Annotated in this window: 23 protein-coding genes, 1 pseudogene and 1 other annotated feature; of the genes and pseudogenes, 23 read left to right on the top strand and 1 reads right to left on the bottom strand. The window is 41.0% G+C overall.

Going from position 1 to position 22,078, the window contains the following annotated elements:
* Window positions 1-16: 16 nt before the first annotated feature.
* The 21 genes and pseudogenes from HMPREF0850_RS09815 to HMPREF0850_RS09710 all read left to right on the top strand — a co-directional run bounded on the left by HMPREF0850_RS09815 (window position 17) and on the right by HMPREF0850_RS09710 (window position 19,487).
* Window positions 17-667: a helix-hairpin-helix domain-containing protein gene (locus HMPREF0850_RS09815; protein ID WP_000452008.1), complete on the top strand. Its 651-nt coding sequence runs from the start codon at window positions 17-19 to the stop codon at window positions 665-667.
* Window positions 651-2,891, top strand: a complete 2,241-nt coding sequence (locus HMPREF0850_RS09810; protein ID WP_000942452.1) for a DNA internalization-related competence protein ComEC/Rec2 — start codon at window positions 651-653, stop codon at window positions 2,889-2,891. Before HMPREF0850_RS09815 ends, HMPREF0850_RS09810 begins: the two co-directional genes overlap by 17 nt.
* Window positions 2,892-3,300: 409 nt before the next feature.
* Window positions 3,301-3,894, top strand: a complete 594-nt coding sequence (locus HMPREF0850_RS09800; RefSeq protein ID WP_000933546.1) for an ATP-binding cassette domain-containing protein — start codon at window positions 3,301-3,303, stop codon at window positions 3,892-3,894.
* Window positions 3,891-5,075 (top strand): hypothetical protein, encoded by a 1,185-nt coding sequence (locus tag HMPREF0850_RS09795; RefSeq protein WP_000652064.1) that lies wholly within the window; start codon window positions 3,891-3,893, stop codon window positions 5,073-5,075. Before HMPREF0850_RS09800 ends, HMPREF0850_RS09795 begins: the two co-directional genes overlap by 4 nt.
* Before the next feature lie 156 nt (window positions 5,076-5,231).
* Window positions 5,232-5,363: a sequence feature (ribosomal protein L20 leader region), on the top strand.
* Between the two features lie 15 nt (window positions 5,364-5,378).
* On the top strand, window positions 5,379-5,909 hold the full coding sequence (gene infC / locus HMPREF0850_RS09790; RefSeq protein WP_000848184.1) for a translation initiation factor IF-3: 531 nt from the start codon (window positions 5,379-5,381) through the stop codon (window positions 5,907-5,909).
* A gap of 32 nt (window positions 5,910-5,941) precedes the next feature.
* On the top strand, window positions 5,942-6,142 hold the full coding sequence (gene rpmI / locus HMPREF0850_RS09785; protein ID WP_001125942.1) for a 50S ribosomal protein L35: 201 nt from the start codon (window positions 5,942-5,944) through the stop codon (window positions 6,140-6,142).
* Between the two features lie 51 nt (window positions 6,143-6,193).
* Entirely contained in the window at window positions 6,194-6,553 is a 360-nt protein-coding gene (rplT, locus tag HMPREF0850_RS09780; RefSeq protein WP_000124834.1) for a 50S ribosomal protein L20, read from the top strand.
* A 58-nt stretch (window positions 6,554-6,611) separates the two neighbouring features.
* The gene (gene gloA / locus HMPREF0850_RS09775; protein WP_000157143.1) at window positions 6,612-6,992 is read left to right on the top strand and encodes a lactoylglutathione lyase; all 381 of its coding nucleotides are present in this window, start codon (window positions 6,612-6,614) and stop codon (window positions 6,990-6,992) included.
* Window positions 6,993-7,239: 247 nt separating this feature from the next.
* Complete coding sequence (locus HMPREF0850_RS09770) at window positions 7,240-8,040, top strand: dihydroorotate dehydrogenase electron transfer subunit (protein WP_001070073.1); 801 nt, start codon at window positions 7,240-7,242, stop codon at window positions 8,038-8,040.
* Window positions 8,003-8,989 (top strand): dihydroorotate dehydrogenase, encoded by a 987-nt coding sequence (locus tag HMPREF0850_RS09765; RefSeq protein WP_198001847.1) that lies wholly within the window; start codon window positions 8,003-8,005, stop codon window positions 8,987-8,989. Before HMPREF0850_RS09770 ends, HMPREF0850_RS09765 begins: the two co-directional genes overlap by 38 nt.
* Window positions 8,990-9,120: 131 nt before the next feature.
* On the top strand, window positions 9,121-9,408 hold the full coding sequence (locus tag HMPREF0850_RS13285; RefSeq protein WP_009014024.1) for a hypothetical protein: 288 nt from the start codon (window positions 9,121-9,123) through the stop codon (window positions 9,406-9,408).
* Complete coding sequence (locus HMPREF0850_RS13230; protein ID WP_009014023.1) at window positions 9,329-11,143, top strand: glucosaminidase domain-containing protein; 1,815 nt, start codon at window positions 9,329-9,331, stop codon at window positions 11,141-11,143. Before HMPREF0850_RS13285 ends, HMPREF0850_RS13230 begins: the two co-directional genes overlap by 80 nt.
* 84 nt (window positions 11,144-11,227) lie before the next feature.
* The gene (locus HMPREF0850_RS09750; RefSeq protein WP_000141913.1) at window positions 11,228-11,464 is read left to right on the top strand and encodes a DUF2829 domain-containing protein; all 237 of its coding nucleotides are present in this window, start codon (window positions 11,228-11,230) and stop codon (window positions 11,462-11,464) included.
* The gene (locus HMPREF0850_RS09745) at window positions 11,457-12,155 is read left to right on the top strand and encodes a 3-oxoacyl-ACP reductase (RefSeq protein WP_000198456.1); all 699 of its coding nucleotides are present in this window, start codon (window positions 11,457-11,459) and stop codon (window positions 12,153-12,155) included. The genes HMPREF0850_RS09750 and HMPREF0850_RS09745 overlap by 8 nt, the downstream gene beginning before the upstream one ends.
* Window positions 12,156-12,165: 10 nt before the next feature.
* The gene (locus HMPREF0850_RS09740; RefSeq protein ID WP_000403357.1) at window positions 12,166-12,645 is read left to right on the top strand and encodes an NUDIX hydrolase; all 480 of its coding nucleotides are present in this window, start codon (window positions 12,166-12,168) and stop codon (window positions 12,643-12,645) included.
* A gap of 7 nt (window positions 12,646-12,652) precedes the next feature.
* A pseudogene (locus HMPREF0850_RS09735) lies at window positions 12,653-13,380 on the top strand (GNAT family N-acetyltransferase).
* A gap of 41 nt (window positions 13,381-13,421) precedes the next feature.
* Complete coding sequence (locus HMPREF0850_RS09730; RefSeq protein WP_009014021.1) at window positions 13,422-14,270, top strand: putative PEP-binding protein; 849 nt, start codon at window positions 13,422-13,424, stop codon at window positions 14,268-14,270.
* Window positions 14,267-14,707, top strand: coding sequence for an ASCH domain-containing protein (locus tag HMPREF0850_RS09725; protein ID WP_000188814.1), 441 nt, complete (start codon window positions 14,267-14,269; stop codon window positions 14,705-14,707). The genes HMPREF0850_RS09730 and HMPREF0850_RS09725 overlap by 4 nt, the downstream gene beginning before the upstream one ends.
* 120 nt (window positions 14,708-14,827) lie before the next feature.
* Window positions 14,828-17,374: a M1 family metallopeptidase gene (locus tag HMPREF0850_RS09720; protein WP_001149138.1), complete on the top strand. Its 2,547-nt coding sequence runs from the start codon at window positions 14,828-14,830 to the stop codon at window positions 17,372-17,374.
* A gap of 111 nt (window positions 17,375-17,485) precedes the next feature.
* Complete coding sequence (gene ciaR / locus HMPREF0850_RS09715) at window positions 17,486-18,160, top strand: two-component system response regulator CiaR (protein WP_000590635.1); 675 nt, start codon at window positions 17,486-17,488, stop codon at window positions 18,158-18,160.
* A complete protein-coding gene (locus HMPREF0850_RS09710) occupies window positions 18,150-19,487 on the top strand; it encodes a sensor histidine kinase (RefSeq protein ID WP_009014020.1) in 1,338 nt (445 codons plus the stop codon). The genes ciaR and HMPREF0850_RS09710 overlap by 11 nt, the downstream gene beginning before the upstream one ends.
* A gap of 67 nt (window positions 19,488-19,554) precedes the next feature.
* Here the strand turns inward: HMPREF0850_RS09710 and HMPREF0850_RS09705 are convergent, their stop codons facing one another.
* Window positions 19,555-19,839, bottom strand: coding sequence for a DUF3270 domain-containing protein (locus HMPREF0850_RS09705; protein ID WP_001111510.1), 285 nt, complete (start codon window positions 19,837-19,839; stop codon window positions 19,555-19,557).
* A gap of 384 nt (window positions 19,840-20,223) precedes the next feature.
* On the opposite strand from HMPREF0850_RS09705, the gene HMPREF0850_RS09700 reads away from it, so the two are divergent.
* Together HMPREF0850_RS09700 and HMPREF0850_RS09695 are read left to right on the top strand one after the other, a co-directional pair.
* On the top strand, window positions 20,224-21,279 hold the full coding sequence (locus HMPREF0850_RS09700; RefSeq protein WP_000280273.1) for an ABC transporter permease: 1,056 nt from the start codon (window positions 20,224-20,226) through the stop codon (window positions 21,277-21,279).
* A gap of 13 nt (window positions 21,280-21,292) precedes the next feature.
* Window positions 21,293-21,973, top strand: coding sequence for an ABC transporter ATP-binding protein (locus tag HMPREF0850_RS09695; protein ID WP_000125742.1), 681 nt, complete (start codon window positions 21,293-21,295; stop codon window positions 21,971-21,973).
* Window positions 21,974-22,078: the final 105 nt, after the last annotated feature.

Genomic DNA, 22,078 nt, shown 5'->3' with positions numbered 1-22,078 from the left:
TAAGAGAGGAGAAAAAATGGAAGTCATTATCGAGAAAATCAAAGAATATAAAATCATTGTCATCTGTGCTGGCTTGGGTTTGGCCCTCGGCGGATTTTTCCTACTAAAACCAACTTCACAAACACCCGTCACAGAAACGAATTTGCAGACTGAAGTTGCAGCTGTTTCAAAGGATTCATCGTCTGAAAAAGAAATGAAGAAGGAAGAAAAGGAAGAATCTCCTGAACAAGACCTGATCACAGTAGATGTCAAAGGCGCTGTCAAATCACCAGGGATTTATGATTTGCCAGTTGGCAGTAGGGTTCATGATGCTGTTCAGAAAGCTGGTGGCTTGACAGAGGAGGCAGATAGCAAATCGCTCAATCTTGCTCAGAAAGTCAGTGACGAGGCTCTGGTCTATGTTCCAACTAAGGGAGAAGAAGCAGTTAGTCAGCAGGCTGCCTCTGGAACGACTCCTTCGACAAGTAAAGAAAAGAAGGTCAACCTCAATAAAGCTAGTCTGGAAGAACTTAAACAGGTCAAAGGCTTGGGAGGAAAACGAGCCCAGGATATTATCGATCATCGTGAGGCAAATGGCAAATTCAAGTCGGTAGATGAATTAAAGAAAGTCTCTGGCATTGGCGCAAAGACCATAGAAAAGTTAAAAGACTATGTTACAGTGGACTAAGAATTTCCCTATCCCCCTAATCTATCTGAGCTTTCTGTTACTCTGGCTTTACTATGCCATTTTTGGAGCGTCCTATCTCGCACTGCTAGGTTTTGTTTTTTTGCTCGTCTGCCTCTTTTTCCAATTTCCATGGAAATCGGCTGGTAGAGTTCTAGCGATTTGTGGAGTTTTTGGATTTTGGTTTCTGTTTCAAACTTGGCAACAGACACAAGCTAGTCAGAACCTAGTGGATTCTGTTGAAAGGGTACGGATTTTACCAGATACCATCAAAGTCAATGGAGACAGTCTGTCCTTTCGGGGAAAGGCTGAAGGTCGCACTTTCCAAGTTTATTATAAACTCCAGTCCGAGGAGGAGAAAGAGCAATTTCAAGCCTTGACAGACCTTCATGACTTGGAATTAGAAGGGAAGCTTTCAGAGCCAGAAGGTCAGAGGAATTTTGGTGGATTTAACTACCAAGCCTATCTAAAGACCCAGGGGATTTACCAGACACTGACTATCAAGAGTATCCAGTCACTTAAAAAAGTTAGCAGTTGGGATATAGGAGAAAATTTGTCCAGTTTACGTCGAAAGGCTGTGGTTTGGATTAAGACGCACTTTCCAGATCCTATGCGTAATTATATGACGGGCCTTCTGTTAGGACATTTGGACACGGACTTTGAGGAGATGAATGAACTTTATTCTAGTCTAGGAATTATCCATCTCTTTGCCTTGTCAGGTATGCAAGTGGGCTTCTTTATGGATGCCTTTAAGAAACTTTTATTGCGTCTGGGTTTAACTCAAGAAAAGTGGAAATGGCTGACCTATCCCTTTTCCCTTATCTATGCAGGTCTGACAGGATTTTCAGCTTCGGTCATTCGCAGTCTCTTGCAAAAGCTACTGGCCCAACATGGTGTTAAGGGCTTGGATAACTTTGCTTTGACGGTGCTTGTTCTCTTTATCATCATGCCTAACTTTTTCCTAACGGCAGGAGGTGTCTTGTCCTGTGCTTATGCCTTTATCTTGACCATGACTAGCAAAGAAGGCGAGAGGCTCAAGGCTGTTGCCAGAGAAAGTCTGGTCATTTCCTTGGGAATATTGCCCATTCTATCCTTCTATTTTGCAGAATTTCAACCTTGGTCTATCCTTTTGACCTTTGTCTTTTCCTTTCTGTTTGATGTGGTCTTCTTGCCGCTTTTGTCCATCTTATTCTTTCTATCCTTTGTTTACCCAGTCACTCAGTTTAACTTTGTCTTTGAGTGGTTGGAGGACATCATTCGCTTGGTATCGCAGCTGGCAAGCAGGCCTCTGGTCTTTGGTCAACCCAATGCATGGCTTTTGATTCTTCTCTTAGTTTCATTAGCCTTGGTATATGATATGAGAAAAAACATCAAAAGAGTAGCAGGATTCAGTCTCTTTATTGTGGGGCTCTTTTTCTTGACCAAGTATCCACTGGAAAATGAAATCACCATGCTGGATGTTGGGCAAGGGGAAAGTATTTTCCTACGGGATGTAACAGGTAAAACCATTCTCATAGATGTGGGTGGTAAGGCAGAGTCTACTAAGAAAATCGAGGCTTGGCAAGAAAAGGCGACGACCAGCAATGCCCAGAGAACCTTGATTCCCTATCTTAAAAGTCGCGGAGTAGACAAGATTGACCAGCTGATTTTGACCAACACAGATAAAGAACATGTTGGAGATTTGCTGCAGGTGACCAAGGCTTTCCATGTTGGGGAGATTTTAGTATCAAAAGGAAGTCTGACACAGAAGGAATTTGTAGCAGAACTAGAAGCAAGCCAAACCAAGGTGCGCAGTGTGACAGCAGGGGAGAACTTGCCAATTTTTGGAAGTCAGTTAGAAGTCCTATCTCCAAGGCAGATTGGAGATGGGAAGCGTGATGATTCTCTGGTTCTTTCTGGAAAACTCTTGGATAAGCACTTCCTCTTCACTGGAAATTTGGAGGAAAAAGGAGAGAAGGAATTGCTGAAGAACTATCCAGACTTGAAAGTAAATGTTTTGAAAGTCGGCCAACATGGTTCTAAAACATCATCAAATCCAGCTTTCCTAGAAAAACTCAACCCAGAAATTACTCTCATTTCAGTGGGCAAGAACAATCGTGCCAAACTCCCCCATCAGGAAACCTTGACTCGACTGGAAACTATCAATAGCAAAGTTTATCGAACTGACCAGAACGGAGCTGTTCGCTTTAAAGGATGGAATAGTTGGCGAATTGAAAGCGTTCGTTAGGAAGAGATAATGTTATATATTAGTAAAATAAACCAAAAATCTGTTGCATAATAATGAGAAAAACGATATAATGAAAGTGTTTTCAATAGTAATGATACAAATGCAATGATAACCATGAAAAATCAGCAAAAGTTGTTTTATTAGCTAGTTTGTTCTCTATTGGTCTTTTTCAGTCCAGTATATCTGCTGTGACAGTCACTAAGAGTTATCGGTATGATTGGAATACTGTTTGGGAATATAGTACCAACTATCACGACCATCAATATGCTAGGATCCCGTCACGGTCTCGTTATTATAGCTATTCTGAGTATAAAGTTGGTGGAAGCTGGAACTACGCTCGCTATGAGGTCATTAACTACTAGACAGGAAACTAACAATCGTTAAAGAGTGAGAAAAAGGAGGGCTGGATATGTTAAATCTTACTCATGTTACCTTAAAAACGCGACAAGTCATCTTGCAAGATGCGGATTTCACCTTTAAAAAAGGTAGGATTTATGGCCTTCTTGCTATCAATGGCTCGGGAAAGACGACCCTGTTCCGAGCTGTGAGCAAGCTGCTTCCCCTTAGTAGTGGACATATCGCAGCCTCTCCTTCTTTGTTTTATTATGAGAGCGTTGAATGGCTGGATGGAAACTTAAGTGGGATGGACTACCTTCGTCTCATAAAAAACATCTGGAAGTCCGACCTAAACTTGAGGGATGAAATCACCTACTGGGAAATGTCTGACTATATCAGCCTTCCCATCCGCAAGTATTCCTTAGGGATGAAGCAACGCTTGGTGATTGCCATGTACTTCCTCAGTCAAGCGAAATGCTGGCTCATGGATGAGGTAACCAATGGTTTAGACGAGTATTATCGACAGAAGTTTTTTGATAGATTGGCACAAATCAATAGACAAGAGCAGTTGGTTCTTTTAAGTTCCCACTACAAAGAGGAGTTAGTGGAGATTTGCGATAGTATGGTAACCATTCGTCAGGGGCAGATAGAAGAGGTTCCGTTATGAAAGATATTAGCCTATTTTTGTTAAAGAAAGTTTTCAAAAGTCGTTTAAACTGGATTATCTTACTTTTATTTGCATCTGTACTCGGTGTTACCTTTTATTTAAATAGTCAGACTGCAAACTCATACAGCTTGGAGAGCGAGTTGGAAACCCGTCTTGTAAACCATGAGAGAATCATCAATGGGAATGAAGAGAAGCTCTCCCAAATGTCTGACACCAGCTCGGAGGAATACCAGTTTGCTAAAGAAAATTTAGACTTGCAAAAAAATCTTTTGACGCAAAAGAAAGAAATTCTGACTTTATTAAAAGAAGGACGCTGGAAAGAAGCCTACTATTTGCAGTGGCAAAGTGAAGAAAAAAATTATGAAGTTTTATCTAACCAACCGACTGCTAGTTCTGACTTAAAAATGGCGGTTGACCGCCAACGAAAGATTTACCAAGCCCTGTATCCCTTGAATATAAAAGCACATACTTTGGAGTTTCCTACCCACGGGATTGATCAGATTGTCTGGATTTTAGAGGTTATCATCCCAAGTTTGTTTGTGATTGCTATTATTTTCATGCTAACACAACTGTTTGCAGAAAGATATCAAAATAATCTCGATACAGCTCAGTTGTATCCTTTTCCAAAAGTGACATTTGCCATGTCCTCTCTTGGAGTTGGGATGAGCTATGTAACCGTGCTGTTTATCGGAATCTGTGGCTTTTCTTTTCTAGTAGGAAGTCTGATAAGTGGTTTTGGACAGTTAGATTATCCCTATCCGTTCTATAGCTTAACGAATCAAGAGGTAACTATTGGAAAAATACAAGATGTGTTATTTCCTAGCTTGCTCTTAGCTTTCTTAGCCTTTATCGTCATTGTGGAAGTCGTCTACTTGATTGCTTACTTTTTCAAGCAAAAAATGCCTGTCCTCTTTCTTTCCCTCATTGGGATTGTTGGCTTGTTGTTTGGTATCCAAACGATCCAACCTCTTCAGAGTATTGCCCATCTGATTCCCTTTACTTACTTGCGTTCAGTGGAGATTTTATCTGGAAGATTACCTAAGCAGATTGATAATGTAGATCTAAATTGGAGTATGGGGATGGTCTTACTTCCTTGCCTGATTATCCTTTTGTTAGTGGGTATTCTATTTATCGAAAGATGGGGAAGTTCACGTAAAAAGGAAGATTTTAATAGGTCTTAGCATTCCTATACGGAAAGTGAGGAAAAACTAACAGAGGGAGGGAACCAACTAGGTTCTCTCTTTTTGATGCGGACATCAAGAAGAAAACAGAAAGTTTTTTAAAAAAATAACTTTTTATCTTGACAAGGGATAGAAAACTTGGTATCATATAAAAGTTGAGAAAAGCAGAAGTGAGAGCTTCTCGCCTTGTGACATTAAGTTGCCTGGCCCTACGGATGAAAAGTTTCTAAGAAACGCTATCATAACGTGCGGGCTTGTATCATTACGAGCCCGCTCTTGTTTTTCTCTAATAATAAAAAAGAGGTGAAAACCATAGCAAAGCAAGACTTATTCATCAATGATGAAATTCGTGTACGTGAAGTTCGCTTGATCGGTCTTGAGGGAGAACAGCTAGGTATCAAGCCACTCAGCGAAGCGCAAGCATTGGCTGATAGTGCAAATGTTGACTTGGTATTGATTCAACCCCAAGCAAAACCACCTGTTGCTAAAATTATGGACTACGGTAAGTTCAAATTTGAGTATCAGAAAAAGCAAAAAGAACAACGTAAAAAACAAAGTGTTGTTACTGTGAAAGAAGTTCGTCTGAGTCCAACTATTGACAAGGGAGACTTTGACACAAAACTTCGCAATGCACGTAAATTCCTTGAAAAAGGAAATAAAGTTAAGGTATCTATCCGCTTTAAGGGTCGTATGATTACCCATAAAGAGATTGGTGCAAAAGTTTTAGCCGAGTTTGCTGAAGCAACACAAGATATTGCAATCATCGAACAACGAGCTAAGATGGATGGACGCCAAATGTTCATGCAGTTGGCGCCAGCAACTGACAAAAAATAATTGTCAGAAAGTTAAATAAAGGAGAAAAAATCATGCCAAAACAAAAAACACACCGCGCATCAGCTAAACGTTTCAAACGTACAGGTTCTGGTGGACTTAAACGTTTCCGTGCTTACACTTCTCACCGTTTCCACGGAAAAACTAAGAAACAACGTCGTCATCTTCGTAAAGCATCTATGGTGCATTCAGGAGATTTCAAACGTATCAAAGCAATGCTTACTCGCTTGAAATAATAGCCTAACAGTAAGTAAACAATTCTAGGAAATATTTGGAGGAAATAAAACATGGCACGTGTTAAAGGTGGCGTTGTATCACGCAAACGTCGTAAACGTATTCTTAAACTAGCAAAAGGTTACTATGGAGCTAAACACATCTTGTTCCGTACTGCAAAAGAACAAGTAATGAACTCTTACTACTATGCATACCGTGACCGTCGTCAAAAGAAACGTGACTTCCGTAAATTGTGGATCACTCGTATCAATGCGGCAGCTCGTATGAACGGACTTTCATACTCACAATTGATGCATGGTTTGAAATTGGCTGAAATCGAAGTTAACCGTAAAATGCTTGCTGACTTGGCTGTTAACGATGCAGCAGCTTTCACAGCTCTTGCAGATGCAGCTAAAGCAAAACTTGGTAAATAATAATTGATAAGACTGGAACAGGATTGTCCCAGTCTTTTTAGAAATAAAGGAGAAAGCTATGGCTTCAAAAATGCTACACACTTGCTTGCGAGTAGAAAACCTTGAAAAATCAATCGCCTTTTATCAAGACGCTTTTGGTTTTAAAGAATTGCGTCGCAAGGACTTCCCAGATTATGCTTTCACAATTGTCTATCTAGGACTTGAGGGTGATGACTACGAGTTAGAGTTGACCTATAACTATGATCACGGCCCTTACGTGGTAGGAGATGGTTTTGCCCATATCGCTCTCAGCACACCTGACCTTGAGGCACTTCATCAAGAACATAGCGCTAAAGGCTATGAGGTTACAGAGCCAAAAGGTCTACCAGGAACCCCACCAAACTATTACTTTGTCAAGGATCCTGACGGCTACAAGGTCGAAGTCATTCGTGAAAAATAATCCAGTGAAGTCAAGTAGAATGTTCGTTTTTTACTTGACTTTTTTTCATCTAAAGAGTATACTAATACAAATTTAACCTTTAAGGGGAGTCCAGAGAGACTCACAAGGTGTCAGATAAAAGGAATAGAGGGACTCTCTGTGGGGACTTTTTAAGTGTGCGCATGAGTTCTGTTCTATCCTAACTGAGGCCTTGCAATTGCAAGGTCTTTTCTTTATCTGGTCCCCTTAAATTTAAGGAGGAAAAGTCATGAATCCCACATGTAAGAAGCGTTTGGGTGCCATTCGTTTGGAAACCATGAAGGTGGTCGCACAAGAGGAAATTGCGCCAGCAATCTTTGAGTTAGTCCTAGAAGGGGAGATGGTTGAAGCCATGCGAGCCGGCCAATTTCTTCATCTGCGTGTACCTGATGATGCCCATCTCTTACGCCGCCCTATTTCAATTTCGTCTATTGACAAAGCAAACAAGCAGTGTCACCTCATTTATCGGATTGAGGGAGCTGGGACTGCTATTTTCTCAACCTTAAGTCAGGGAGACACTCTTGATGTGATGGGTCCTCAGGGGAATGGTTTTGACTTGTCTGATCTGGACGACCAGAGCCAAGTTCTCCTCGTTGGTGGGGGAATTGGTGTTCCACCCTTGCTTGAGGTAGCCAAGGAATTGCATGCGCGAGGGGTGAAAGTAGTAACAGTTCTCGGTTTTGCTAACAAGGATGCTGTTATTCTCGAAAAGGAATTGGCCCAATATGGTCGGGTCTTTGTAACGACAGATGATGGTTCTTATGGTATCAAGGGAAATGTCGCAGTCGTCATCAATGAATTAGAAAATCAGTTTGACGCCGTCTACTCATGTGGAGCTCCAGGAATGATGAAGTACATCAATCAAAGATTTTATGAGCACCCAAGAGCCTATCTATCTCTTGAATCTCGTATGGCTTGTGGGATGGGGGCCTGCTATGCCTGTGTTCTAAAAGTGCCAGAAAGTGAGACGGTCAGCCAACGCGTCTGTGAAGATGGCCCTGTTTTCCGTACAGGAACAGTTGTATTATAAGGAGAAAGTCATGACTACAAATCGTTTACAAGTCTCTCTACCGGGCTTGGACTTGAAAAATCCTATCATACCAGCATCAGGCTGTTTTGGTTTTGGACAAGAGTATGCCAAGTACTATGATTTAGACCTTTTAGGTTCTATTATGATCAAGGCAACAACCCTTGAACCCCGTTTTGGTAATCTAACTCCCAGGGTGGCAGAGACGCCTGCTGGTATGCTCAATGCAATCGGTTTGCAAAATCCGGGTTTAGAAGCTGTTTTGGCTGAAAAGTTACCTTGGTTGGAAAGAGAGTATTCTACGCTTCCCATCATTGCCAATGTAGCAGGCTTTTCAAAACAAGAGTATGCAGCCGTTTCTCGAGGAATTTCCAAAGCAGCTAATGTAAAAGCGATCGAGCTCAATATCTCTTGTCCTAATGTGGATCATGGCAATCATGGACTTTTGATTGGGCAAGATCCTGATCTAGCTTACGAAGTGGTAAAAGCGGCTGTGGAAGCCTCTGATGTACCAGTCTATGTCAAGTTAACCCCTAGTGTGACGGATATCGTCACCGTCGCAAAGGCAGCAGAGGATGCGGGAGCAAGTGGCTTGACTATGATTAATACTCTAGTCGGTATGCGTTTTGACCTCAAAACCAGAAAGCCAATCTTAGCCAATGGAACGGGTGGAATGTCTGGTCCAGCAGTCTTTCCAGTCGCTCTCAAACTGATCCGCCAAGTCGCCCAAACAACAGACCTTCCCATCATTGGAATGGGGGGAGTGGATTCGGCTGAAGCAGCGCTTGAAATGTATCTGGCTGGTGCCTCTGCCATCGGAGTTGGAACAGCAAACTTTACTAACCCTTATGCCTGCCCTGATATCATCGAAAATCTGCCAAAAGTCATGGACAAGTATGGCATTAGCAGTTTAGAAGAACTTCGTCGAGAAGTCAAAGCCAGTCTGAGATAAGATAGACCTTCCTTATCGTCAACAAGACATAGAATCTTCATCAATTTGTAATATTTCCGTCTGTTAACTATGTTACAATAGGGTTTATAAAATAGTAATAGTGTAGATTGATTTTTACTGAGGAGAATAAAATGAAGAAGATACTACTTGCAAGTACTGTCGTTCTTTCTATGGCAGGATTTGCAAAGACATCAGTATATGCTGAAGAATCTCAGGTTACGAAAAAAACTCAGACCACGGATGTAGTCGAGAAAAAAGAAGAAGCTACTTCGAAAAAGGAAGTTCCCCAAGTGGAGCCCAAGAAAGAGCCGGTTGTAAAAGAGGAAAATTCTTCTAAAGATGACTCATCCAAAAAGGAAAAAAGAGGACCTTATCAAGGAAGGTTGGAAAAAAGAGCGAGGAAACTGGCGTTTTTATGAAAATAACCAGTCTGTCGTAAACTGGAAAAAAATTGGTGGTGTCTGGTATTACTTTGATAAAGAAGGTGTCATGCTTAGTCGCACCATCTATAATGACTATCTCTTCCAAGGTAGTGGTGCCATGGCAGAAAACGATTGGGTGAAAATATCTGACAAGTGGTACTATGCCACAGCTTCAGGAAAAATTTCTCGCAACAAATGGGAGAAAATCAAAGGGACATGGTACTATTTCAATAGCGATGGTGTGATGGCAAGTAGCCAGTGGAAAAGTGACTACTATCTAAAAGATAGTGGCGCTATGGCAGAAAATGATTGGGTAAAAATATCTGACAAGTGGTACTATGCAACAGCTTCAGGCAAGATTTCTCGCGACAAATGGGAAAAGATTGAAGGTGTCTGGTATTACTTTGATAAAGAAGGTGTCATGCTTAGTCGCACCATCTATAATGACTATCTCTTCCAAGGTAGTGGTGCCATGGCAGAAAACGATTGGGTGAAAATATCCGACAAGTGGTACTATGCTACAGCTTCAGGAAAGATTTCTCGCGACAAATGGGAGAAAATCAAAGGGACATGGTACTATTTCAATAGTGATGGTGTGATGGCAAGTAGCCAGTGGAAAAGTGACTACTATCTGAAAGATAGTGGCGCTATGGCGGAAAAAGAGTGGATTTTTGATAAATCCTACAATAGCTGGTTTTACTTGAAGTCAGATGGGGCCTACGCTTCACGTGAATGGATTGGTTCATACTACCTTAAATCTGGTGGCTATATGGCCAAAAATGAATGGATTTTTGACAAAGATTACGATGCTTGGTACTATCTAAAAGATGATGGTCGATATGTAACAGGTACTTTTAAGATCAAAGGTAAAGAGTATTCCTTCCAGAATAATGGGAAGTGGATCTCAGAGGCAAAATATTACAAAGTGAAGCCAATTACTGCTTATGTTTATAGTGCTTCTGGTGAAAGATTGAGTTATGTATCACAGGGAACCATAGTCTCGCTTGGAGATGCCCAATCTAAAAAAGATAGTCAAATACCAGTCAATATTTCTGGTTTATCCGGTTTCATGAATAAAAGTGATTTAGTAGCTATTGATAAAGATAGTGAATTTGTCCCTCATTATACAAGTGATGGCAAGTATTTTTACCATGAGTTATCACCTTATGTGAGTCTTCGTGTTGCGCCACATAGCTCAGCTATGACCATTGGTAAGAAATATTATTCAACTGATGGAATTCATTTTGATGGCTTTACCATTGAAAATCCCTTCCTCTTTAGAAATTTGACTAAACCAAGTAATTACAGCGCAGCCGAATTGGATAAAGTTTATTCTTTGATGAATATTAGGGATAGTCGTCTCGCTGGTAAGGGTGCTATTTTTAAGGAAGCTGAGGAACGATATGGTGTGAATGCTCTTTACTTAATGGCTCATAGTGCACTTGAGAGTGCTTGGGGACGGAGCCAGATTGCCAAGGATAAGAATAACTTCTTTGGAATTGCGGCTTATGATTCGAGCCCATATACCTCGGCCAAAAAATTTGATGATGTGGATAAGGGGATTCTCGGTGCGGCTAAGTGGATTCGCGAGAACTATATTGACCGCGGAAGAGACCACCTTGGGAACAAAGCTTCTGGTATGAATGTACGCTATGCTTCTGACCCATACTGGGGAGAGAAAATTGCCAGTATCATGATGACTATCAATAGCAAACTTGGTGGGAAAGACTAGGGAAGAACAAAATCGGGAACCATGATAGATTGGTTGTCGATTTTTTGTTATAATAAAAATAAGTAGACAACAAAGGAGACAGTCATGACATTTGAAGAAATCCTGCCTGGATTAAAGGCTAAGAAAAAATATGTACGAACTGGTTGGGGAGGGGCAGAAAACTATGTCCAACTTTTTGACACCATCGAGCAAAATGGTGTAGCTCTTGAGGTGACGCCCTATTTCCTAATCAACGTGTCTGGAGAAGGGGAAGGTTTTTCCATGTGGAGCCCGACACCTTGTGATGTTTTGGCAACGGATTGGGTAGAAGTGCATGACTAGACGTGTATTGATTACGGGAGTGAGTTCAGGTATCGGACTTGCTCAAGCTCGACTCTTTTTAGAGAAGGGTTACCAAGTTTATGGAGTTGACCAAGGTGAAAATCCACTCTTACAGGGTGATTTCTACTTTTTACAGAGAGATTTGACCTTGGACTTGGAGCCTATTTTTGACTGGTGTCCTCATGTTGATATTTTGTGTAATACTGCAGGAGTATTAGATGATTACAAACCACTTTTGGATCAAACAGCGCAGGAAATTCAAGAGATTTTTGAAATCAACTATGTGACTCCTGTTGAGTTGACTCGCTATTATTTGATGCAAATGCTGGAAAATAAAAAAGGAATTATCATTAATATGTGCTCCGTTGCTTCAAGTCTAGCTGGAGGAGGTGGTCATGCCTATACCTCGTCTAAGCACGCCTTGGCTGGCTTTACCAAGCAGTTGGCTCTGGACTATGCTGAAGCTGGGATTCAGGTCTTTGGGATCGCTCCAGGAGCTGTTAAGACAGCTATGACCGCTTCCGACTTTGAACCAGGTGGATTGGCTGACTGGGTGGCTAGTGAAACGCCAATCAAGCGCTGGATTGAGCCAGAGGAAGTAGCAGAGATTAGCTTTTTCTTAGCAAGTGGGAAAGCGAGCGCCATGCAAGGACAAATCCTGACGATTGATGGTGGCTGGTCTTTGAAGTAGGAGAAGTTGGATGGAAATCAAAAAACACTTTGGAGTCTATGGCATTTGCTTTGAAAATGGGAAGTTACTCTGTATTGAAAAAACGAGAGGCCCTTATCAACATCGTTATGATCTACCGGGTGGTAGTCAGGAAGTAGGTGAAGGACTGACAGAAACTTTGATTAGAGAAGTTTTGGAAGAGACAGGATATAAGCTTAAGGGTTATGCTAATCCTAGGATTTATGATGTGCTGGTTCAAGAAGATGGACAAGACTTTGCAGTACACCATATCATGGTCTTTTATGATATAGTACTCGATTTTGAACACTCTCAAAATTCAATTTCTCAGGAGGTTCTTGATGGAAGTAACGATTCAGCAAATGTACTTTGGTTGAATTTGGAAGAAATTACTACAGAAAATGCATCTCCATTAGTTTTGAAGGTTAAGTCTGAATTATTAGGATTTCCAGAATTAGATATGACAAGCTATAGAAATTGGAAGGTGAAGTAGGGGGATAATGGAACTATTTAAAACATGGAAGAAAATATGGTTCTCTATGGTCTTAAATCTCAAATCGGAACTGTCTACCGAAACAGTGATAGGACAACAAGCTTTTATGATGTTGGGAATTTTCTATACCTAGCAGGGGAGTTGGATTCCAGATTTTGGGAAGATTTTGTTAGAAAATATGGTTTAGATTATAAGATTATTATTTCAGAAAATACTAATTGGCAAGATTTTCTGCATCGGAAAGTGGGGCTAAATTCTTTTACTCGCTATTCTTTTAAAGATAAGGCAAATTTTCAAGTTGAATTTCTAAATGTTCTAGTTACTCATTTAGAGGAAGGTTACAATATTGTGCCCATTGATAATCATATTTATAACTGCTTTTCTGAGGAAGAATGGTCACAAGATTTACAGGGGGATTTTGAGTCCTATCAGGATTTTGTTTTAAAAGGTGGATTTGGCTTTGTGATTCTTAAAAATAATGAACTGATTGCTGGGATTTCCTCAGGCTTAGTTTACCGTGGAGCAGTTGAAGTGGAAGTTGCAACTAGACCAAACGAACAAGGAAATGGATTTGCTAAAAAGCTTGGTGCTGCAATGATTCTAGAGAGTTTAAATAGAGATATGTTTCCACTTTGGGATGCTCATAACAAGGCTTCCAAAAAAGTAGCAGAATTTTTAGGATATGAGTTAGTTGAACCTTATGAAGCTTTTGAACTAGAGGAAAGTTTCATATAATGATATCTGATATTGTATCTTTTAAGACGAGGTGAATGGCTATGCAAAACCAACTAGCTCTTAGTGGCGAACAAATTGTTGAAAAAGTTTACCCACAACTATTTCATCATGTTGGCATGATTCGTGGAGAATATTTGTTGAGAGAGCTTAATCAAAACATCCTATTAGCAAGTTGCCAGCAATTTGTAAAAGATTATCTAGATACCATTTGCTCCTTGTACTCAGATGAAGAGGTATGGTATCGTTTTTCAGAATTAACGAATACAGAAGCTAATTGTCTAAAGGGGACTAAAGAGTATTTTGATGAAAATCATCCCTTGTTTGGATATAGAGGGATAAGGCGTTTGCTGGCGTGTCCGAATGAATTTCAGGCTGAGGCACATGTCGTTACAGAAGTTTATCAAACAAATCCCAATCTGTCTGTTATTTTTCCTTTTGTCAATGATGCCGACCAATTAAAACAAGCTATTAGAGTATTGCGTGAGCATGGTTTTACTGGAAAAGTCGGCACAATGATTGAATTGCCGTCAGCTTATTTTGACTTGGACAGGATACTGGAAACTGGTATTTCAAAGATTGTAGTTGGAATGAATGATTTGACTTCTTTTGTTTTTGCGACTGTGAGAAACAGTCAATGGCATGATATGGAAAGTCCAATAATGTTAGATATGCTAAGACAGATGCAGGATAAAGCAATGATAAAAAAGATTGACTTTGCTGTAGCAGGCTATCTGAATGATTCTTTCATACAAAAAATAAATCAGATGGGTATCAAGTGTATTATCCACTACAGTTCTATTCCAGAGATTTTTAATTTAGAGATTGTCCTTCCAGACCACCTCAAACGTGTAAAAGAAGTAAGTAAAAAATTACAAAGGAGTGACCTATGACACCGCAAGAAATGTGGAATGCCTACAAGCAAATCAACCCCTCTATCGGAGATGAGATAGATGCCTGGGCTTTTGGAGTGGAAGCCGATCTCTTGGCAGATTTGGTTTTAAGAGGCGAAAAGACGGCAACTGCCTCAGCCTACGACCTCTACGCTCTAGAGGACGAACCTCTTCCGCAAGAAGGAACCTTCGATGTTATTTTAGACAGTCAAGATCAGGCTGTCTGCATTGTCGAAATTACCAAGGTTTCCGTTCAGCCTTTTCATCAAGTTTCTGCTGACCATGCCTTCAAGGAAGGCGAGGGAGACAAATCCCTAGCCTATTGGCGTCAGGTTCATGAGGACTTTTTCACCGAGTGGATGAGGGAGGCTGGACTGACTTTTACACCTGACAGCAAGGTTGTTTTAGAAGAATTTCGCAAAGTCTACCCACTCTAGACTGTAGAAGGAAGAAAGTTTTGGAAATCACCGTCCAATCCTTTTTTCTTAAGCAAAACATGATATAATAAGTTTGTTTGAAGAAGAGTAAAACTCTTAAACTTAGAATAGGAGAAAACTATGCAAGCAGTTGAACATTTTATTACCCAATTTGTTCCTGAACACTATGATTTATTTTTAGACTTGAGTCGTGAGACCAAGACATTTTCTGGGAAGGTGACCATCACTGGTCAAGCACAGAGTGACCGTATTTCCCTTCACCAAAAAGACTTGGAAATCGCTTCTGTAGAAGCTGGAGGTCAAGCTCGTCCGTTTACAGTTGACCATGACAATGAAGCCCTTCATATCGAATTGGCTGAGGCTGGTCAAGTTGAATTGATTATTGCTTTTTCAGGAAAAATTACAGACAACATGACAGGGATTTACCCTTCTTACTACACAGTGGATGGAGTCAAGAAGGAAGTTTTGTCAACTCAGTTCGAGAGCCATTTTGCGCGTGAAGCCTTCCCATGTGTGGACGAGCCTGAAGCCAAAGCAACTTTTGATCTTTCTCTACGTTTTGACCAAGCAGCAGGTGAGTTGGCCTTGTCAAACATGCCAGAAATTGATGTTGAAAACCGTAAGGAAACAGGCATCTGGAAGTTTGAGACAACACCTCGCATGTCTTCTTACTTGTTGGCCTTTGTAGCAGGTGATTTGCAAGGTGTGACCGCCAAAACTAAAAATGGTACCCTCGTAGGAGTATACTCAACCAAAGCTCACCCACTATCTAACCTTGATTTCTCACTAGACATCGCTGTTCGCTCAATTGAGTTCTACGAAGATTACTACGGAGTTAAGTATCCAATCCCTCAATCACTTCATATCGCTCTTCCTGACTTCTCAGCAGGTGCCATGGAAAACTGGGGTCTCGTCACCTACCGTGAAGTTTACTTGGTTGTGGATGAGAACTCAACCTTTGCCAGCCGCCAACAAGTTGCCCTTGTTATTGCCCACGAGCTTGCTCACCAATGGTTTGGAAACCTCGTGACTATGAAATGGTGGGATGACCTTTGGCTCAATGAAAGCTTTGCTAACATGATGGAATATGTCTGTGTGGATGCCATCGAGCCAAGTTGGAATATCTTTGAAGACTTCCAAACAGGTGGTGTTCCAGCTGCGCTTAAACGCGATGCGACGGATGGTGTTCAGTCTGTCCATGTCGAAGTCAAACATCCAGATGAAATTAATACGCTCTTTGATGGCGCTATTGTCTACGCCAAAGGAAGCCGTCTCATGCACATGCTTCGCCGTTGGCTAGGTGATGCTGATTTTGCTAAAGGTTTGCATGCCTACTTTGAAAAACACCAGTACAGCAACACCATCGGTCGTGACCTTTGGAATGCTCTTGGTCAAGCATCAGGCCGTGATGTCGCAGCCTTCATGGATTCTTGGTTGGAACAGCCTGGCTATCCAGTTCTCACTGTCAAAGTTGAAAATGATGTCTTGAAGATTTCGCAAAAACAATTCTTTATCGGTGAGCACGAAGACAAGAACCGCCTCTGGGTAGTGCCACTCAACAGCAACTGGAAAGGTCTACCAGATACACTCGAAACTGAAAGTATCGAAATACCTGGCTACGCAGCTCTTCTTGCTGAAAATAAAGGAGCCCTTCGTCTCAATACTGAAAATACGGCCCACTACATTACCGACTATCAAGGAGACTTGCTAGAAGCTGTTCTTGCTGAGCTAGAGACACTTGATAATACAAGCAAACTACAAATTGTCCAAGAACGTCGTCTGCTTGCTGAAGCGGGTCACATTTCTTATGCAGACTTGCTCCCAGTCCTTGATAAACTTGCTAAGGAAGAGTCTTACCTTGTGGTTTCAGCTGTTTCTCAAGTGATTTCTGCCCTTGAGCGCTTTATCGATGAAGGAACAGATGCTGAAACAGCCTTCAAAGCACTGGTTGCTAAATTGGCTCGTCACAACTATGACCGTCTTGGCTTTGAAGCAAAAGACGGGGAGTCAGATGAGGATGAATTGGTTCGTCAGTTGACCATTTCCATGATGATTCGCTCCAATGATGCAGAAGCTAGTCAAGTTGCTAGCCAAATCTTTGCAACTCACAAGGAGAATCTTGCAGGCCTTCCAGCAGCAATTCGTGCTCAGGTGCTCATCAATGAAATGAAACACCATGAGACCAAGGATTTGGTCGCAACTTATCTGGACCTCTACACTCATGCGACGGATGCGGTCTTCAAACGCCAGTTGGCAGGAGCTCTTGCTTACAGTACAGATGCGGACAATATCCAAACCTTGATTGGCTCATGGAAAGATAAATTTGTGGTCAAACCACAGGACCTTTCTTCTTGGTATCTTCAATTCCTCGGACACAAGGCTACTCAAGAAACTGTTTGGATTTGGGCGCGTGAAAACTGGGATTGGATCAAGGCAGCCCTTGGTGGTGATATGAGCTTTGACAGCTTTGTCATCTTCCCATCGCACATTTTTAAAACAGATCAACGCTTAGCAGAGTACAAGGAATTCTTTGAGCCACAACTCTCTGACCTCGCTCTTAGCCGAAACATCCGTATGGGGATCAAGGATATTGCAGCGCGTGTTGACTTGATTAAGCGTGAAAAAGCGGCAGTAGAAGCTGTTGTAGCCCAATATGCTAAAGCTTAATTCGTTCGAAATGTAAATAAAAAAACTCAACTTTCTATCTGAAAACAAGATAGAGTTGAGTTTTTTTTAAGGCAATTTTGGTATAATAATCATAACAAGGAGGAGTTTCTGATGATAAAAATCTTATTAGTAGAAGATGACCTAGGTCTGTCAAACTCAGTATTTGACTTTTTAGATGATTTTGCAGATGTCATGCAGGTCTTTGATGGAGAAGAAGGTCTCTACGAAGCTGAAAGTGGCGTTTATGACTTGATTCTGCTTGACCTCATGTTGCCTGAAAAAAATGGTTTCCAAGTTTTGAAAGAATTACGTGAAAAAGGAATTACAACCCCTGTCCTTATCATGACTGCTAAGGAAAGTTTGGATGACAAGGGACATGGATTTGAGTTGGGAGCGGATGACTATCTAACAAAACCTTTCTATCTAGAAGAACTCAAAATGCGGATTCAAGCCCTGCTCAAACGTTCAGGCAAGTTTAACGAAAATACCTTGACCTATGGGGATGTTGTCGTCAACCTTTCAACGAATGAAGTAAAAGTGGAAGATACTCCTGTGGAACTGCTCGGGAAAGAGTTTGAGTTATTGGTTTACTTCCTTCAAAATCAAAATGTTATTCTTCCCAAGACACAAATTTTTGACCGTCTATGGGGATTTGATAGCGATACGACTATTTCCGTTGTAGAAGTATATGTCTCAAAAGTTCGTAAGAAATTGAAGGGGACAGCCTTTGCTGAAAACCTTCAAACCTTGCGTAGTGTCGGGTATATTTTAAAAGATGTTCAATAAACTAAGAAAAACATGGTATGCGGATGATTTCAGCTATTTCATTCGAAACTTTGGAGTGTTCACCCTGATCTTCTCTGCCATGACCTTGATTATCCTCCAGGTCATGCACTCGAGTCTCTACACTTCTGTAGATGAAAAACTCCAAGCCCTTAGTAGTAGTCCCCAAGCGGTTATCCAGTTAGCCCTGAATCGGGCAACTGAGGAAGTCAAAGATATTCAACCAGCAACAGCGGATGCCAGCAAGGCTGAAATCAAACCCAATGTCAGCTCCAATACGGAAGTCTTGCTCTTTGACAAGGATTTTAACCAACTCTTACTGGGCAATCGTTTTTTAGGCTTGGACAAGATCAAGCTGGACAAAAAAGAGTTGAATCACATTCGGCAAATCCAAGTTGTCAATAGCTACGGTCAGGAAGAAACCTACCGAATGATCTTGATGGAAACAAATTCGTCCACTGTTTCAAGCAATGTCAAATATGCGGCGGTTTTAATCAATACCAGCCAGCTCGAGCAAATCAGCCAAAACCACGAGCATTTAATTGTTGTAGTCATGGCTAGTTTCTGGCTCCTGTCTTTAATTGCCAGTGTTTACTTGGCACGTGTCAGTGTCAAACCCTTGCTGGAAAGTATGCAAAAGCAGAAGTCCTTTGTTGAAAATGCCAGTCATGAACTGAGAACGCCTTTGGCCGTTTTACAAAATCGTTTAGAAAATCTTTTTCGAAAACCAGAGGCAACGATTATGGAATCCAGCGAAAGCATCGCTTCGAGTCTTGAAGAAGTTCGCAACATGCGCTTCCTTACAACTAATCTTCTCAACCTTGCACGTCGAGATGATGGAATCAAGCCAGAAATAGCAGAAGTATCACCACAGTTCTTTAAGACGACCTTTGCTAACTATGAGTTGATTGCTTCTGAAAATGATCGTGTTTTTGAGTATGAAAATCGGATTTATCGCCCATTCATGACCGATCAGTTGCTCCTAAAACAGCTCATGACTATCTTATTTGATAATGCCATCAAGTATACCGAAGAAGATGGGAAAATTGAGTTTGTGGTTTATGCTACAGATCGCCACCTCTATCTAACAGTAACGGATAATGGAATTGGAATCTCAGCTCCTGACAAGAAGAAAATCTTTGACCGATTTTACCGTGTAGACAAGGCGAGAACTCGTCAGAAAGGCGGTTTCGGTCTGGGCCTATCTTTGGCCAAGCAGATTGTAGATGCCTTACGAGGAACGATTAGCGTCAAAGATAACAAGCCTAGAGGAACAATTTTTGAAGTTAAAATCGCAATTCAATCTCCTTCAAAACGTAAGAATAAATAAAAAAAAAGCAGTTTTAAAAACTGTCTTTTTTGATAACTAGAAAAAAGGTTGGTAGTAGTACCAACCTTTATTTTGAAAATTTTCTTTTAATCATCTTTCGTTGAAGTTGTAAAAGTGCGAAGCTTGTTGCCATAGCAGCGATAAAGGACAAAGCTGTGTTCAATTTTAAGGCTAAAAAGATAAAACTAAAAAGTGCCATAAAAATACAGAAACAAGCGATATTTACAAAAAATAAAATCTCTTTTAGGTTAGGGCCGACTGGGGCCTCAGGTGTATAATCTTGATAAAGCGGAGTTTGTTTCGATTCGGGAATTTGTTCAAACTCATAAGCTTCTAGTTTTCTTGCGGGCATGATTCTCTCCTTAACAGTACCTAACTATTTTATCATTTTTTATGCAGAGAATTGTTACAGAATGGTTACAAAACTACTAAAGTCTCTTATCATCTTCTAAGTCACTCTTCTTGACACCCACTAGAGAAAGTGATAGCATGGATGTTACACTTAAAACAGATGACCTGACCTTCTCTATTATAAATATACTGAGAAAGGAAAGGATAACTTATATAAATTGATAGCAAGCTGAGGCTTTCTCCTAAGATGATTTGTTAAGTTGCTACCTTGATTCATTTTAAAAGAATAGGTAGGAGTTGTTTTGAATGGATGGAAGGACAGAGATTCTGTCTATTGGATTGGGTGGCCTTCTTGCTACCTCTGGGAAAGTTAAAGGAGATAAGCATGTATCTTGCTATCAAAGAAATATTACGAAACAAACTTCGATATAGTTTGATTCTAACTACCATTTTTCTTATCGCTTTTATGGTCTTTTTTATGACCAGTCTAGCTCTTGGTCTTGTGCGAAACAATCGGGCAGCTATTGATAATTGGCAAGCGACGGGTGTGGTTTTATCTGACTACGCAAATGATAATTTGACGGCATCTTTTATTCCTGAAAAGGACTACAAGGATAAGAATTCTGAAGAGGCTGCTCCATTGGGCTATATGTTCGCTGTAACCAATCTAGTCGATGGTAGTGAAAAGATCAACGTTTCCATCTTTGCTCAAGACTGGGACTCTTTTATCTCTCCTAGTTTAACGGAGGGTCGTTACCCAGAAGGGGATGATGAGGTTGTCGTGGATCAGTCTTTTGAGAACTATGGGATGAATCTAGGTGATGCCATTCAGCTCAATGGAAGCGAGGCAAGTTACAAGATTGTAGGCCTGACTCAAGGAAATAAGTTTTTCACCGAGCCTGTTGTCTTTACGAGTCTGACAACTTATTGGACCTTACAAGGAACCTTGAAGGCCAATCGTTCCATCTCTGCCTTGGTATTGAAAAATGACATAGAAGTGACTGGCGACGGACTGAAACAGATTTCCATTCCAAAAATGATATCGAAAATTCCTGGTTACACTCCTCAGGTTAATGTATTTTCAGGAATGATTCTTGCTATGATTGTTATCACAGGCTTGATTGTGGGTATTTTTGTTTATATCATTACCATCCAAAAACTAGGACTTTATGGAATAATGCGAGCTCAGGGAATACAAATCAAAACCATTGTATGGTCTCTGTTCTGTCAAATCTTCCTTTTGTCTGGTATGGGAATTGCTTTAGCCTTGCTGGCTATTGGTGGAGTGATTTTAGTCTTACCAGCTACCTTCTTTTTCTACCCAAGTTGGATAGCCTACACTATCCTAAGTTTGGTAATTTGCTTGATGGCCCTTCTAGGTGGTGTCATTTCACTTCCACGCTTGCTAAAGGTGGACCCGATTACTGCGATTGCAGAGTGATAAGGAGAATAGTATGACAGCATTGATTGAAATGACTCAAGTGACAAAAACGTATGGGGAAGGAAAGATGAAAGTCGTTGCCCTGCATGAGACGAATTTTCAGCTAAATGCGGGAGAATTCGTAGCTATCGTTGGGCCTTCAGGTTCTGGAAAGACAACCTTTCTAACGACTCTAGGACAACTTCAGGAAGCATCGAGTGGAAAGATTCTAGTAAAGGGGAAGGAAACAGGTAGTTTGACGGAGAAGGAGAAAACAGACCTCCGTTTTAGAGAGTTTGGCTTTATTCTTCAGGCTTCGAACTTAATTCCTTTTCTAACGGTCAAGGAACAGCTGGATTTGATTGACAGACTAGATAAGGGGAAAAATAGTAAAAGTGACCGAAAAGAGCTCTTTAAGTTGTTGGATTTGGAAAAAGTACAAGATCATTATCCCAAGGCTCTATCGGGTGGCGAACGTCAACGTGCTGCGATAGCTAGAGCGCTCTATAACAATCCAAGCATTGTGCTTGCAGATGAGCCGACAGCCAGTCTAGACACCGAGCGTGCTTACCAAGTCACGGAGATGTTGGCTGCCATTGCCCATGAACAAGGAAGAGGAGTTGTCATGATTACACATGATACACGCCTTCTTGATAAGGTTGACCGTATTTATGTCATGAATGATGGCCACCTAGTTGAAGAAACACATGCATAATAAAGAGAGTGGACGGTGCTGGTTACTGTTCACTTTTTGATTGCAAAGTTTAAAAAAAGACTTTGACTTTTTATAAAACTCCTAGTATTCATAGCTGATTTTTGA

Origin of the sequence: Streptococcus sp. M143, from assembly GCF_000162495.1 — a bacterium.
GTDB classification, from domain to species: Bacteria; Bacillota; Bacilli; order Lactobacillales; family Streptococcaceae; genus Streptococcus; species Streptococcus dentisani.
This window is presented reverse-complemented; position numbering and strand designations above follow the sequence as displayed.

Excerpts from the sequence above, each read along its gene's own strand:
- HMPREF0850_RS09725 (WP_000188814.1), top strand. The coding sequence starts at position 14,267 with ATGACACCGCAAGAAATGTGGAATGCCTACAAGCAAATCAACCCCTCT.
- HMPREF0850_RS13230 (WP_009014023.1), top strand. The coding sequence starts at position 9,329 with ATGACTCATCCAAAAAGGAAAAAAGAGGACCTTATCAAGGAAGGTTGG.
- HMPREF0850_RS09710 (WP_009014020.1), top strand. The coding sequence starts at position 18,150 with ATGTTCAATAAACTAAGAAAAACATGGTATGCGGATGATTTCAGCTAT.
- rplT (WP_000124834.1), top strand. The coding sequence starts at position 6,194 with ATGGCACGTGTTAAAGGTGGCGTTGTATCACGCAAACGTCGTAAACGT.
- HMPREF0850_RS09810 (WP_000942452.1), top strand. The coding sequence starts at position 651 with ATGTTACAGTGGACTAAGAATTTCCCTATCCCCCTAATCTATCTGAGC.
- HMPREF0850_RS09750 (WP_000141913.1), top strand. The coding sequence starts at position 11,228 with ATGACATTTGAAGAAATCCTGCCTGGATTAAAGGCTAAGAAAAAATAT.
- rpmI (WP_001125942.1), top strand. The coding sequence starts at position 5,942 with ATGCCAAAACAAAAAACACACCGCGCATCAGCTAAACGTTTCAAACGT.
- HMPREF0850_RS09745 (WP_000198456.1), top strand. The coding sequence starts at position 11,457 with ATGACTAGACGTGTATTGATTACGGGAGTGAGTTCAGGTATCGGACTT.
- HMPREF0850_RS09730 (WP_009014021.1), top strand. The coding sequence starts at position 13,422 with ATGCAAAACCAACTAGCTCTTAGTGGCGAACAAATTGTTGAAAAAGTT.
- HMPREF0850_RS09700 (WP_000280273.1), top strand. The coding sequence starts at position 20,224 with ATGTATCTTGCTATCAAAGAAATATTACGAAACAAACTTCGATATAGT.
- gloA (WP_000157143.1), top strand. The coding sequence starts at position 6,612 with ATGGCTTCAAAAATGCTACACACTTGCTTGCGAGTAGAAAACCTTGAA.
- HMPREF0850_RS09815 (WP_000452008.1), top strand. The coding sequence starts at position 17 with ATGGAAGTCATTATCGAGAAAATCAAAGAATATAAAATCATTGTCATC.
- HMPREF0850_RS09740 (WP_000403357.1), top strand. The coding sequence starts at position 12,166 with ATGGAAATCAAAAAACACTTTGGAGTCTATGGCATTTGCTTTGAAAAT.
- ciaR (WP_000590635.1), top strand. The coding sequence starts at position 17,486 with ATGATAAAAATCTTATTAGTAGAAGATGACCTAGGTCTGTCAAACTCA.
- HMPREF0850_RS09705 (WP_001111510.1), bottom strand. The coding sequence starts at position 19,839 with ATGCCCGCAAGAAAACTAGAAGCTTATGAGTTTGAACAAATTCCCGAA.
- HMPREF0850_RS09720 (WP_001149138.1), top strand. The coding sequence starts at position 14,828 with ATGCAAGCAGTTGAACATTTTATTACCCAATTTGTTCCTGAACACTAT.
- HMPREF0850_RS09770 (WP_001070073.1), top strand. The coding sequence starts at position 7,240 with ATGAATCCCACATGTAAGAAGCGTTTGGGTGCCATTCGTTTGGAAACC.
- HMPREF0850_RS09800 (WP_000933546.1), top strand. The coding sequence starts at position 3,301 with ATGTTAAATCTTACTCATGTTACCTTAAAAACGCGACAAGTCATCTTG.
- HMPREF0850_RS13285 (WP_009014024.1), top strand. The coding sequence starts at position 9,121 with ATGAAGAAGATACTACTTGCAAGTACTGTCGTTCTTTCTATGGCAGGA.
- HMPREF0850_RS09765 (WP_198001847.1), top strand. The coding sequence starts at position 8,003 with ATGGCCCTGTTTTCCGTACAGGAACAGTTGTATTATAAGGAGAAAGTC.
- HMPREF0850_RS09795 (WP_000652064.1), top strand. The coding sequence starts at position 3,891 with ATGAAAGATATTAGCCTATTTTTGTTAAAGAAAGTTTTCAAAAGTCGT.
- HMPREF0850_RS09695 (WP_000125742.1), top strand. The coding sequence starts at position 21,293 with ATGACAGCATTGATTGAAATGACTCAAGTGACAAAAACGTATGGGGAA.